At 59.5% G+C, this 12,578-nt stretch carries 15 protein-coding genes; 5 read left to right on the top strand and 10 right to left on the bottom strand.

Going from position 1 to position 12,578, the window contains the following annotated elements; genetic code table 11:
- Positions 1–19: 19 nt before the first annotated feature.
- Positions 20–550 carry a single-stranded DNA-binding protein gene (locus tag E3T39_RS01980; RefSeq protein WP_134513076.1) on the bottom strand — a complete coding sequence of 177 codons (531 nt, stop codon included), beginning with the start codon at positions 548–550 and terminating at the stop codon, positions 20–22.
- A gap of 208 nt (positions 551–758) precedes the next feature.
- Complete coding sequence (gene msrA / locus E3T39_RS01975) at positions 759–1,283, bottom strand: peptide-methionine (S)-S-oxide reductase MsrA (protein ID WP_134513075.1); 525 nt, start codon at positions 1,281–1,283, stop codon at positions 759–761.
- A gap of 155 nt (positions 1,284–1,438) precedes the next feature.
- Here msrA and E3T39_RS01970 point away from each other — a divergent pair, with 155 nt between their 5' ends.
- Entirely contained in the window at positions 1,439–1,729 is a 291-nt protein-coding gene (locus tag E3T39_RS01970) for a DNA mismatch repair protein (RefSeq protein ID WP_241979456.1), read from the top strand.
- Between the two features lie 84 nt (positions 1,730–1,813).
- Positions 1,814–2,572 (top strand): hypothetical protein, encoded by a 759-nt coding sequence (locus tag E3T39_RS01965; RefSeq protein WP_134513074.1) that lies wholly within the window; start codon positions 1,814–1,816, stop codon positions 2,570–2,572.
- Between the two features lie 81 nt (positions 2,573–2,653).
- Here E3T39_RS01965 and nadE read toward each other — a convergent pair whose 3' ends face one another.
- The 3 genes from nadE to E3T39_RS01950 form a co-directional block, all read right to left on the bottom strand.
- Positions 2,654–3,475: an ammonia-dependent NAD(+) synthetase gene (nadE, locus tag E3T39_RS01960; RefSeq protein ID WP_134513073.1), complete on the bottom strand. Its 822-nt coding sequence runs from the start codon at positions 3,473–3,475 to the stop codon at positions 2,654–2,656.
- Positions 3,476–3,643: 168 nt separating this feature from the next.
- Positions 3,644–4,162, bottom strand: coding sequence for a carbohydrate kinase family protein (locus E3T39_RS01955; RefSeq protein ID WP_134513072.1), 519 nt, complete (start codon positions 4,160–4,162; stop codon positions 3,644–3,646).
- A gap of 301 nt (positions 4,163–4,463) precedes the next feature.
- Positions 4,464–4,958, bottom strand: coding sequence for a hypothetical protein (locus E3T39_RS01950; RefSeq protein WP_134513071.1), 495 nt, complete (start codon positions 4,956–4,958; stop codon positions 4,464–4,466).
- Between the two features lie 1,076 nt (positions 4,959–6,034).
- Between E3T39_RS01950 and E3T39_RS01940 the strand changes: the two genes are divergently transcribed.
- Entirely contained in the window at positions 6,035–6,757 is a 723-nt protein-coding gene (locus E3T39_RS01940) for a hypothetical protein (protein ID WP_134513070.1), read from the top strand.
- A 709-nt stretch (positions 6,758–7,466) separates the two neighbouring features.
- Here the strand turns inward: E3T39_RS01940 and E3T39_RS01935 are convergent.
- Entirely contained in the window at positions 7,467–7,682 is a 216-nt protein-coding gene (locus tag E3T39_RS01935; protein WP_134513069.1) for a hypothetical protein, read from the bottom strand.
- 183 nt (positions 7,683–7,865) lie between these two features.
- Between E3T39_RS01935 and E3T39_RS01930 the strand changes: the two genes are divergently transcribed.
- Positions 7,866–8,645 (top strand): hypothetical protein, encoded by a 780-nt coding sequence (locus E3T39_RS01930; RefSeq protein WP_134513068.1) that lies wholly within the window; start codon positions 7,866–7,868, stop codon positions 8,643–8,645.
- A gap of 407 nt (positions 8,646–9,052) precedes the next feature.
- Here the strand turns inward: E3T39_RS01930 and E3T39_RS01925 are convergent, their stop codons facing one another.
- The 4 genes from E3T39_RS01925 to E3T39_RS01910 form a co-directional block, all read right to left on the bottom strand.
- Positions 9,053–9,430, bottom strand: a complete 378-nt coding sequence (locus E3T39_RS01925) for a hypothetical protein (RefSeq protein ID WP_134513067.1) — start codon at positions 9,428–9,430, stop codon at positions 9,053–9,055.
- An 88-nt stretch (positions 9,431–9,518) separates the two neighbouring features.
- Positions 9,519–10,499: a helicase-related protein gene (locus tag E3T39_RS01920; RefSeq protein WP_134513066.1), complete on the bottom strand. Its 981-nt coding sequence runs from the start codon at positions 10,497–10,499 to the stop codon at positions 9,519–9,521.
- Positions 10,436–10,618 carry a hypothetical protein gene (locus E3T39_RS16650; RefSeq protein ID WP_420898127.1) on the bottom strand — a complete coding sequence of 61 codons (183 nt, stop codon included), beginning with the start codon at positions 10,616–10,618 and terminating at the stop codon, positions 10,436–10,438. The genes E3T39_RS01920 and E3T39_RS16650 overlap by 64 nt, the downstream gene beginning before the upstream one ends.
- A 26-nt stretch (positions 10,619–10,644) precedes the next feature.
- The gene (locus tag E3T39_RS01910; RefSeq protein ID WP_134513065.1) at positions 10,645–11,220 is read right to left on the bottom strand and encodes a DEAD/DEAH box helicase family protein; all 576 of its coding nucleotides are present in this window, start codon (positions 11,218–11,220) and stop codon (positions 10,645–10,647) included.
- Positions 11,221–11,745: 525 nt separating this feature from the next.
- On the opposite strand from E3T39_RS01910, the gene E3T39_RS01905 reads away from it, so the two are divergent.
- Complete coding sequence (locus E3T39_RS01905; protein ID WP_134513064.1) at positions 11,746–12,480, top strand: hypothetical protein; 735 nt, start codon at positions 11,746–11,748, stop codon at positions 12,478–12,480.
- Positions 12,481–12,578: the final 98 nt, after the last annotated feature.

The raw sequence follows: 12,578 nt of genomic DNA, 5'->3' as shown, positions 1-12,578 counted from the left end.
TCCACGCACGTGGACGATGCTACGAGTCTAAAGGGGCATAGGCATCCCGATCAGCGTCGGTATCGATCGGCACAAAGCCGTCTTCGGAACGGTCGATATGTGCGGTTTCCGCCTCATACGCGGTGGCCGATTCGGCGGACTCTGCGGACTCCACCGGTTCTGGCCCGGTCTGCTCGGCGGGGGTGTGGGAGGAAGCACCGCTGCGCACCGGCGTCGTGGTGTACCAGGTGAGGTCGTGGCCGAGTGCGTCGGCCAGGATATCGACGTCAATTCCGGATCGTTCGGCGTTGGTCCACCTGCGAATGACCAACCGGCCACTCACGATGACGTGCTGGCCCTTGCTGAGCGACGACGCCGCATTCGTGGCCAACTGGCGAAACGTCGTGACGGAGTACCAGCTGCTCTCGTCCTCAACCCACTCATCTTTCGCGCGGTCACGATGACTCTGGCGAGAGGCCAGTCGAAAGGAGGTAATGGGGGCGCCGTTTTTGCCGACACTGCGGCGGGGGACGGTGCCGATGATTCCGGATACGGTGATGTGGTCGCTCATAGTTTCTCCCGGCACGGTTATCGCGCGAACACGCACGCGTCAGCCGCCGGGCGAACACCCGGGGCACGCGGCCAGGGAACGGCAACTCGTGCCACTCTTTGCCGTTCCCGGGTCGCACACTGCGAGTGTGCCGCCCGGAACGACGCCGCAGCGCAAGCCCGGTGCGATCAGTGGAGAATGACGCAGCCGAACGGCTGTGGAGGAGAAGCTAGCTGACCAGGTACTGCGAGTAAGACTTGCGAATCTTGTTGACCTTGGGCACGGCGACCGCCATGCAATAGCCCTGACCAGGATTCTTGTTAAAGAAGTCCTGGTGGTAGTCCTCGGCCACGTGGTAGTCGCCAAGCGGCTGGATCGTGGTCGTGATGCCGGCACCCCACCATTCGCTGGCCCGATCGCGGGCCGTTTCGAACAGCTGCTTCTGCGCATCGTCGGTGTAGAACATTGCCGACCGGTACTGGGTACCAACGTCGTTGCCCTGCCGATTGAGCTGGGTCGGGTCGTGCAACGTGAAGAACACATCGAGAATGACGCTGGCCGGAATGACATCGGGATCGAAAGTCACCGCGACGGCTTCGGCGTGACCGGTATGACCGGTGCAGACCGCTTCGTAACTCGGGTTGACGGTCGTACCGCCGGTGTACCCCGACACGACCTCGCTCACTCCGCGTAAGACCCGATACACAGCATCGAGACACCAGAAACATCCACCTGCGATCACAAAAGTTTGCACCCCTTCAGTCTAACTCCTCGCTCGCTGCGGGCCTCCGGTCGAACCGGCGCTCACGCCGCCTGTTCGCCCAAAGCGGATGTCGGTGGTCGCCCCTACCCTGAAAAAGACACCAGGGGCCGGCTCTGATACTGCTGAACTATTACGGAGGAGCACGAATGACCACTCTCATCGCACCGATTCTTCGCGCGGCAATTCCGAGCACAGCACGTCTCGAAACGGCACTTCCCGCAACGGTCCTTCCCGCAGTGCGTGACCGCAGCTTCATCCTCGTGCGCGACGGGCTGTGGCGCATTGTCGACCCAGCCGGCGCTGTCATCGGGTATATCGAACACCACGTCGGCGTCGACGGCGCCCGATACAGCGCCCGGCGAATCGTCTTCGCGCTCCGAACCCGAGACCTGGGCGAGTTCTGTCGTGTCGACGATGCGGTGGACTGCTTTCGCTAGTGTCGCACCGCGAAGTGCACTCGCCTGAGGGCACGCCGCGTCTGGTCCCAGAGAACAGGGTTCAGCACGGATAAAATCCTGCACATGGAATGGTGGAATAACTTCGTAGCCTGGTTTACAGACGTCAGCACTCGACCGATGATTTTCACCGCGGTCGTGTTCATCGGCGCGATCGTCATTGCCAGCTTGCTGGCCGCGTTGATCTCGCGTGGGGCCATCAAACGGCTCATTGCCCAGCGCGATCGCGAGATCAAAGTGGCCGCTATCGCGACCCTCGTCGATGCCGCCACCGAGGCATCCGTGTGGAATTCCCTCACCCCACAGGAACAGGTCATGAGCGACCGCGCGGTCGGCCAAGCCGATATTCAGGTACGGCTGCTGCCGATTCGCGGATCGGGAATCGCCGCGAACTGGGCGGCCCATGAACTGTACGAACTCAAGCGCACCTCCGCCACGTTCGGGTACCAGCTGGAACCGGCACTGGTGGAATTTCGTGACCGACTGGTCGAGTGGCAGAACAAGCCCGCCCGCGCACGAAAGATTTTTCAGGGCGATCTTGACCGTTGGAAGTCGCAGAACTCCTCGACCGAGAAGAGCCTGCTCGCGGAGCAGGAAGAGTGGGTGGCCCAGCAACATCACGACCAGTACAACCCGACCGATTCGGCCCCCGCTCCGGTGCGCGCAGCGCCGCTCACGCCAGCGGTCGTTAACCGCACTGCCCCATCTGCGTCGATGGCTTCGGACACTTCGACCGAGACCCAGCGCCTTTTGGATGACGTGAATAAGCTCGAGGTGCGCGGCACCGACCCGCTCACGCGTTCGTCGGAGGCCCCGACCGTGTAGTCGTTTTTCCACTACAACCGGCGAGCCGGTCGGCGCTTTCTCAGCGCTGACCGGCTCGCGTTGTGTTTACCGCGTCGGGGACTAGCGCCACCACTTGTCGAACAGTGACGCCGGTACGCGCCGCTTGTGCTCGGTGCTGAGGTAGCGCGCTTCAATGGCCTCAGCCACTTCGACTTCGACCGACTGGCCCTCGAGGAAGTCGTCGATGTGCTCGTACTGAAGGCCGAGGTTGGCCTCATCGGTCTGGCCGGGAGCGTGATCGAGCAGGTCAGCGGTGGGGTCCTTCAGATAGAGCTGTTCGGGCGCACCCAGCTCCATCAGCAAGGCGCGGCCCTGGCGCTTGGTCAGCCCGGTCAAGGGCAGAATATCGGAGCCGCCGTCGCCGTACTTGGTGAAGAATCCGGTCACAGCTTCGGCCGCGTGGTCGGTTCCGACCACGAGCAGGCCGAGCTGGCCGGCCACCGCATATTGGGCGATCATGCGTGAGCGCGCCTTGACGTTGCCCTTGGTGAAATCCGTCATGGCCACGTCGAGGCTCGCCAAAAACTCGCTCTCGAACCCGTCGACGGCGAGTTCGATGTTGAAGTCAGCCTGCGACGGCGGGCGGATGAATGTTAACGCGAGTTGGGCATCCGCTTCGTCGCGCTGCACCGCGTATGGCAGGCGCACCGCCACGAAGGTGGCCGGATGCCCTTCCTCGGTCAGTTCGTCTACCGCCAGGGCGCAGAGGCGGCCGGCGAGGGTGGAGTCCTGGCCGCCGCTGATGCCGAGTACGAAGCCCTGGGCGCCGGTGCGCTTCAGGTACTCCTTGAGGAATTTCACCCGGCGGCGTACTTCGGCGGCCGGGTCGATAGTGGGTGAGACGTTGAGTTCCGCGATGATTCGCGCCTGTAGTTCTCGCATACTTGAATCTAGCAATCCTCGAGATTTTGCGCGGCGCGCGCGAGCCGAACTCCTAGTCTCTGCGCTGCAGACCTGATGTGGTGACCGGCTGTGTGCGCGCCGGGCAGGAACCGTCGTGGGCACGTCTCAACCTCGAATAGGAGCACCGAAAATGCTTCTCCAGCGGATTTAGCGGATAACGGTCTCGGTGGCGCTGAGAAGGTCAAGCTCTCGTCTGCGTGGCAGGCCCTCCCAATCTCCGTAGGCCAGGCACGCGAACGCCCCTGTTTTTGCGGCGAGCGCGAGGCGTTCGGCTGACGACGATCCCTTTATATACTCCGCCAAATACCCCGCCACGAAAGCGTCCCCGGCACCGACTGAATCCACGGGGGTGATGGGGACGGCATCCTGCTGAAGCGTTTCACCGTTGATCAGTGCCAGCGCACCGCGATGACCCAATTTGATGACCGCTTGCGACGGCCCGAGATCGGTTAGTCTTCGCGAAAGATCTGAGGGGTCCGCGGGGTCGACGGCGATGCCAGCCTCGTCCTCACCAGCAAAGACGATATCCAGCAGGCACCGATCCGGCTCGGCCGAAGCACCGCAGAAGCACTTTTCATTACCTGCAAAGTTCGTCGGTCGCGCCCATAATTGTCCTTGCCAGCTGGGACAAGCCGTATACGACGGTTCGCAAGAATACCCAAACAATTGGTGAGGGGGTTATTGGTTCGTTTTAGGGTCACGAAGCCGCTTTGGGCCTGCCACACAGGGGGGGGCGATAGTCGAGTTCTCTGCGGAGTCCTGCGCCTGTTAGTGCTGGGGTACCTGGACTCGAACCAAGAACAAATGATAGGCGTCGGGGTGGTCGTGCGCACCTGCATATGGGGCAGACTTCCGCGGAATTCCGCGGTACTCATGGAATTTAGTGTACGCGCTGTACGGTGTCATACGAGCTGAATCTGGTCAGATATTGGGGTTTATGGTGCGTTTCTGGTTTCACTCTGGTCGTTCACGCGTCTAGTCGAATCTGGCCCAATTTCTGAAGCCCAATTTGGTCCCGAACGACTTGATGGAAATTATCCAGTTCAAGATCCAGTGCTACGTAGGGTCCCTCGGAATACTCCGATGCCCGCTTAATAGCCCCGGTTTCACATGCTTGGATAACGGCGTGGCTGTGTCTGCGAATCTTCTGCGCAACGGACAAGACTGGCTCGCCTGCCAACAGTGCCAGCCGAGAAGTGTGTTCACGAATGTTCCCTTGCAGGACTTTCAGTCGGGCCAACCCTTCCTGGTCTCGCAACTCCAACCGGTCGCCTGCCTCGTGCATGAATTGGCGAACGATGCCAGAGAAGTCCGAGCTGAGCTCATAAAAGTGAAGGCTCCAGCGATATCGGTTTTCTCGCCTTCCTCGACGGTAATCTGCAAAAAGCGACGGCAGGATGGCAGTTGTAGATCCAACGCATACTGCGCCGACGACAGCCCACACCGAATTCAAATTAATCATTACCGCACATTACCGTCTGCCTACGACCGGCGATGCGCTCAGGCCCGTGTGGCGCCATGTTGCTATTGAGTGTGACCTGTAGCCAGTTGAACCCTCAGTTGCCAGTATTACCCGTGTCTGTCGGCGGAATCCGCTGCACTCGTCCTCTGCTTTCGGGCCAGCGGTCTACCGACTGCATGAATTCGGTAGCATCTGCATGCTCCCGAAACTCTAGGAGATTTCCGACCTTTTCCATCAAGACTTCGCGCACCTCGGCAGGTGAAGCAAAGAAGAATTCTTTACGTAAATTGGCCTGGTTCAAAGCTTGGGCAGCAAAATGCTTGAGCAGTTCGTTCTCTAGGTCACCGCGTCCTCGGAGAAGAACAAAGTGTGGATGTCGAAACGGAACTGAACGGATGCTCCGCTCAGTTCGGCAACTCTGTCGGTTGGTTCGAGCCGACGGGTGTGGCCGATTTTTAGAACGTGAAGTCGTAGGCGGCAACGGCGCGACGCCGCTTGTCGTCGCGCTAGTCCAAAGCGGATGCCGCAGCCCGCTCGGTAAGTCCACCACCGTCGCCGCGTGGCCCGTCCAAGGCATGCTCGGCGGCCACCGCCCTTCCACCGTCCCGGACGCGTCCCTTCCTCGGTGTAGCACCGAGTCAGCGGAGTCGACAGCAGGCGCCTGCCGTCACCAGCGGCGACCGTGCGCAGCAGGTTCTGTACCCGCTGCCGGCACTCATCACACGCATCGACACTGTCACCGCGCCCACCTTTCTCGTCCCTACGAAGGTGCGCTTGCCCTCCAAAAGGATTCGATGGACTCGTTCGGCTCACACGAACCCGTATGGAACCGGGTCTTCGCTATTCCTGCAAGGAGGATTCAGTCCGTGGTCCGGTTCATTGTTCCTGTCCGCAAGCGCCATTTGAGCGCGAACTCAGTATGTTCCGTGCACCCTCCCATAAATCATCGACGGTCTGCGGGAGAGAATGCCCGCATCGCCGGATCGGAGGTCGACTGCGGCGTGTGTTGCGTGGTGACTCGCCGGAGGTCGACCGATACGTTTATGACGTGAATACTTCAATCGGCCAGTCAGATCGTGGATATCGTGACAATTGACCATCTGGACAATGCAAAGGCATTCGCCCTTCTGGGCGAGATGACCTCGACCCGCAATCTTCTGGGCTATGGCGTCAGGGTTCTGCGCGGGGCGCGTTTCTTGGAGACCACACGCGATCCAATCTTGACAATGCTGTCGATCGGTACGGAGAAGCTTCTCAAGTTGACGGTGGGCGCTATTTCACTCGACGAAAAGCGAGCTTGGCCATCGAAAAGTAACATGATGAGTTACGGGCACGGAATAGCGGAGCTATTCGACCATGTAATGGCAGCAGTTCTCGTCCGGACGGAAGATAGCACTGAATACGTCAAAGGACTAGTCGCCGACGTGCTTGCCGACCCTGTCTTGCCCCCTGTACTCGCCACTCTTGACCGCTACGGCAGGTCCGGTCGCTTCTACAACCTGGATATGCTGGCTGACAGCCCCCAGATAGACCCCGACCCGGCGAGGATGTGGGAAGCGGCAGAGCAAGCAACACTCGGCAATCCCGAAATAGCCGAACTCCAACGCATCGCCACTGAAAGACTGACCGACAATGATGCTTGGAATTCTTTCTACGGAGCGGTTCAGGGGCGCACTGCTGACAGCATCGAGCGACTGTGGATCATGATCTCGCGCGTTGGCATTAATCACAGGCTTGGCACGACGGGCGCGACACTTGGGTGGGAAATTGCACCGAACGCGGTCGGGAGACAGGGTTGACGCAAGTGCTTGGGGCGACGCGGTTAGTTGGCGAATGTCCCCGCACGTAGTTAAATCCGTGATCGACTTCACCAACACTCTCCGCGGCAACTACGGACGCCACGACGTTGTGTTATAAACGAATGCCCGCGCACTTGCGGTGTTAATGCCTCGTCCGCCTCGATCTGCAAGAGGCGTGGGGCCACGTTCTCATTCAGCCGTGGGACGTTGGATCTTCGAGATCTCGAAACCAGACAATGCGCAAGCCATCAATGACGGGTGAGAATCCGCACATGAGCATCAAATCAATGGAAGATGCAGGAGTTAGCCCGAATCGAATTGAGATCTGCTCGGCTGTTCACTCCGGCCGGGCGCGCAGGGTTCTGACCAATTCCGGACTCACCTCTTCAGCCAAATAACTGACCTCAACTAGGAATGCAGCCGTCCAGTCGGTGTGTCGTCGCACTGTTTTCACGACGACCATTACCGCGGAGAGGTATCCAGCAAGTTCTGAAATGCCTCGAATTGAGTCAAGTCCCAGAGAAAAGAACTCATGTAGGAGTCCACCGCCAACCCCATCGTTGGGTGATACAACGACCATTGGCGGATCCGAGTAGGCCAATGGCCCAAGTATTTTCTCGAGTTGACCAAGTGTAATTGTCGTGCCTATAAATATACTTGGTGTGCTCAAAGGCGTCTGCGACTCTCTTTCGTTCGAGTCAGATTCGTCCTACCGATTGATGTGTAGTGACACAGCAAGGTCCGACTCTCCACCGTGACGCCAAAGGAGGCCGTTTTCAATACCAGCAGCACCGGACAATAGTGCGGCATCAGCCAAGGCGTCCACAAAAGGCGAGTGCGACTCCCCCTCGACCTGCAGATGCACGAAACGATCTGCATTGTTGGCCCACAATCGGAAGTCAACGTTTACTTTGATATTGGACATATCATTAGCCTAGGTTCCACGGCGACTCGCGGAACACCTATGCATTTTTAATGCCCGCGCAAGGAGAAGCAGTTCGTGGCATCCTCGATATGCACTGGCTGAACTAATTTCCGGTACAGTGTCCCGAATGACACGAGGCACCACCGATTGCAGTGACGCTGATTGATAGAATGGAGTCCCTCATTGTTTCCACAAGTTCAGGTTAGTTCAAAACAAGTCGCCTACTACATGCATCATGCGGAGCACAGCGATTTAAATTCTGGGCAACGACTTGCCGCCAGGAAATACGAAGAATCTTTACAACGCCTAATTGAACGGCGCGACGATATCCTCAAACTTCGACAGCTCATGCCAGTCAGTCTTTTTGGCCACAGCACTCCTAGCCCTAGACAACAAGCCATGTTGTTCCGCCATTCCCTTGACTTCTTCAATGACGTATACGTCACGATTTCTGACCTTGCATCATTCCTAGGGCGGATAGTTGGCCTCTGGCAGGGCGTTCCTGTCAGGTCCAACGATAAATTCATCAAATGGATTGCAACGGCCAAAGACATTCCGTTTGGTGCAGAGATCGCCCCCACGCTTGCGCAAGCTCGGGATTATCGCACCCTGTTGAATCACTCGTCGCAGAATGCAGCCTATGACTGGGGAACTCTCTTCGACCGAGATGCCGATACGACTCGGGTGTATCTCTTCGGTGCGCCCAGCTCCAAGGGAAACATACCTGCCGGTTCCGACATGCGCGATAACGGCTCGAACGAGTGGATGTTTTGCGCTCCTGACGAGCGCAAAGTTACGGATGCACTCTTTGCACCTGCAACTGTCATGACTCTGATCGCAGGGATGCAACCTTTGGATGATGCGCTGTCCACGTGCACGCTAGAAGCGGACGGCGGGGGAAGTGCCCCTTGGATGGCCGCTCAGAGCACCTTGGAAGATGAGCTAGAAAAATATTACAAATAGAGAGTCGCGGATTGTGCCCTCCTTTTTGCACTCCGGTCGCAATCTAAGGGACCCTCCGTCATGTGCTTCTCAACGCCACCATCACGATGCCTCCGCCGTCGCCGCGACCCCGGCCAAGACTCTTACCAATTGCGTTACCTGCGCATCTGAAAACAGCTCGTCCGGGCCCGTGGGAGCGAAATCCGTGAACGGCGCTTATAAAGCAACCGGGTCGGCACCGCACCGCGCTGGGTCAGCTGATCGATGATCAGATTCACGAAAGCAAGCTGATTTCCGGTCAGCGCTGCGTCACCGACGCCTAAGGCCTGCGTCGCCGCCGAACGGTCCATTTCCGCTATCTCCGCCGCCGAGAAGCTTCCGGTCCCCATGAGAATGCGTTCGAGTTCGGTCAGGTCGAGCTCCTTGAGCTAACGCCCCATCCGCAGCTTGTGCAGCACGACCTGGTCCTGATGTTCGCGCAGGAACGCGAGGAGTTTTTCGTGAAAGCGGTCCCGGTCCACGCCCGGTGTCACGATCCGTGGCTCGATCGCCTCGAATTCGCCGAGGGTGTCTTCGAAGTCGGTGTACACGATCGCTTGGTGGGAGCTGTCGAGCAACCGTACGAGTACGCGGAGCCGCAAGCGCCTCAGCTCGAGCAGGCTGAGGGTCACACCATCCCACCACGCGTCGCCAGAGACGGCATCGATCAGTTCGCGGTTGGCCTGCACACCCGGCACGTCGCGCATCTCACCCAGCGCCAGGGCGATCTGTTGAATGCGCCCCCTCGTAGCGGCAAGAGTTGCCACGTAGACCGGGTCAGGGTCGACCGTGCCGAGTTAAGCTCGCAGGGCGAGTAGATCGAAGCGTTTTGCATCTTCATCGGTGTCCTCGACGTCAACCGCAGACGGCAGATTCGACAGGCTCTCTGCCGCGTCCTCGGGGTCGGCCGTCGACCGTCGACCCAGCGTTCCATACGGAGGTTTCTGCGAATCGCTCTACATTGCGCAAATGCCGACGTACGAGAAAGTTGTTGCGGTTCATGCCGGCGACGACGCCGTGTAGCCTTCCAGTCCGTGACGCGCGCAAAACCGCCTCGGCCGGACTCGGCGCACCCAGCCGGTCGATGGTGGCCAGCAGACCGACCCTGCCCTTAAAGACGCGCTGCCGCAGCGGCTGAGTTGCCGTCGACCCGCTCTCCGGAAAGTCCTGGTTACAGAAGTCGATGTTGCCACAGACGTCGAAAATCTTGAAGTTTTCCTTATCCGCGCCCGGTCCGTACAGGTCGGGTCGACGGCGTGTGCCGCGTCCGATCATCTGCCAGTACTTGGTCTTGGAGAACACCGGCTTGAAGAAGACCAGGTTCACGACCTCGGGCACGTCGATGCCGGTGTCGAGCACGTCGACCGAGATCGCGATGTGCGGCGACTTCTCAGCGGCGGAAAACTTTTCGATCAGGTCTTGCGAGTGCTCGACTTTGTAGGTGATCACCCGGGCGAAATTGCCCAGATACTCCGGGTAATTCAAGTCGAACCGTTCCGCGATGAACTCCGCGTGGGCGCTATTCTTCGCAAACACGATGGTCTTGCCGAGGCGGTCACCGCCGGCCACTTTGAGTCCCTCGTTCATGAGCACTTCGAGCACCGTGTCGACGGTGTCGGCGTTGAACAGCCTTTTATATACGGCCGCAGCGTCGATCTCGTCGGGAACGAGCCCGTCTTCCCAGTCCAAGAGGTCCCACTGGTCTTTCTCTGCCTGGCTCAGATCGACATAGCGGATGCCGCAGGTCATGAAACCGAGAGAAATCGGCCGGCCTATGGGCGGCACCAGATATTTGTCGGCGATCGCCTGCCCGAGATCGTACGAGTCAGCCGGCACCCGTCTTCAAGGTTGAACAGACCGTAGGTGTTGTGGTCGACTTCGTCTTTCGGCGTGGCCGTGAGCCCCACCAGCAGCGAGTCGAAGTACTCAAAGATCTCGCCGTACTTCTGGTACACCGACCGGTGCGCCTCGTCGGACTCGATCAGATCGAAATATCCGGGCCGAACCGCCGCAGCGCATCCGAGCCTTCATTGATCAGTCCCATGATCGCGCCGTAGGTGGAGATGTACACACGCGCGTTGTCGTCCTTCTCGTTCAGCAGGTTGATCGCCGTCGTGCCCGGGAGAAACTGTTTGAACGCATTCGTCGCCTGGCGCACCAACGCGATGCGATCCGCGAGAAACAGCACCCGCTTGGCCCAGTTCGCGCGCATCAGCAAATCTGCGAGCGCAATCACCGTGTGCGTCTTACCGCTGCCCGTGGCCATCACCAGCAGGGCCTTGCGCTCGCGCCGGGACTCGAAGCTCTCCGCGATCTTCGTGATCGCCTGCACCTGGTAGGCCCGGCCGGCAATGTCAGCGTTGATGTCGGAGGTCACCAGCGCCCGCCGTGACGACCGCCGCTGGATCAGCAGCGCCAGCTGGTCCCTGGTGTAGAACCCAGCGACCTGGCGGGCCGGATACTGCTGGTCGTCCCGCATCCATTGATCGAAGCCGTTGGTGTAGAAGATCACCGGGCGCTGCCCGAACTGCTGCTCGAGTGCATCCGCGTAGAGCACGGCCTGCTGCTGGCCGGCGGTCGAGGTGCCCGTTAGACGATCGTCCTACGGGACGCGATTCGACCAAGAGGATGCCTTGGCGCTAGTCCTCAGCGAATCGCGCGGAGAGGGGGCGCGGTCTAGACCCCGCCCCCTCCTGAGCTACCAGGGCTCGATTGTGATGGTGATTCCAGATACAGTCATTTTGACAGTGATGCGGAAGCCTGTATTCATCGGGTCCTCCCTTCTCTTCGAGATCCCCCCCTTTGGTCTTGGCGGACGAGGGAGCATCTGGCTCTGAGAACAGAGTCGCCTAGAAACACCCGAACAGCAACTGAAGCAGCCCACGGGCTAACCGGAGGGTATCGGCACCTTGGGCAGGGTCGGAGACCGTTTTCCTGGGGCATTACGACGGCCTCACCGCAGACAGAATGCGATTCCAGCGGTATCTTAAAAGGAAGTATCTCTGGTACCCCAAGTATCCCCATGTACCCCCGGACCCCACGTCTCTCCGCTGAGGTCGTCAACTTCTTCCTTGGAGCACCCATGTACGTCCCCTCAGAAGCCCTCGTGGCACTCGCACGCGCGACCGACAGGTCTAAGCGCGTCAGCAGCGTCAACTTCCCAATCACCTACGTCAAGCGAGGCGACATCACGCCGACCGCTGCGTGGCTCGTGCAATCGCACGAGCTGCGCCTAAAGATGCACATGACGCTCGTAATGCAGGCGGCGAAGGCTCCATACACGCTTCCAGATCGGCCAACCCAATCCTTGGCGCGCTGGCTCAACCTGCCGCCAGATACCGGTCCGCGTCGAGCAAACGACGCGAAGAAGTGGCTACAGGAGAAGAAGCTCATCACTTCGACTCTCCTACCCGACGGCAAGGCTGGCCTTCTCTTGCTCCACCCCGACGGCTCAGGCGACGGCTGGGAGGGCAACGGCGCTCGATGGGTCGGTGTGCCGTTTACCCTGTGGACGAACGCTTGGATACTCCGCCTCAGCGGAAGAGCCATCGCCGTACTAATGGCCCTTCTCGAACTCAACGGCGGCTCCAAGCATCCCGATGGGGAGTGGATGGATGGCCACCGCAAGAAGCAATACGGTCTCTCAGATGACACCTGGACGAGCGCGACCCGGGAACTAGAGCATTTCGGGCTCCTTCGGACGACAGACGGCTACTGGGGAGACGACGACTACGAGATTCGTAAACGCAAGCGGTATTTCCTCATCCGCGAAGCACTCGACATAGCACCCGATTGGACCATGCCGGACGCCCCATGACGCTTTGACATGTCCGATAGCCGTTCCCCTTGCGGCGAAGCAGCGGCAAATGTTAGGTGCCCGCATTCCCAGGATCGGGCGCTCCCGATCTGGCTGTG

This window comes from Cryobacterium suzukii, assembly GCF_004403185.1.
In the GTDB taxonomy this organism is placed as follows: Bacteria; Actinomycetota; Actinomycetes; order Actinomycetales; family Microbacteriaceae; genus Cryobacterium; species Cryobacterium suzukii.
The sequence above is the reverse complement of the archived record's forward strand: the minus strand, read 5'-3'. Positions and strand labels throughout refer to the sequence as shown.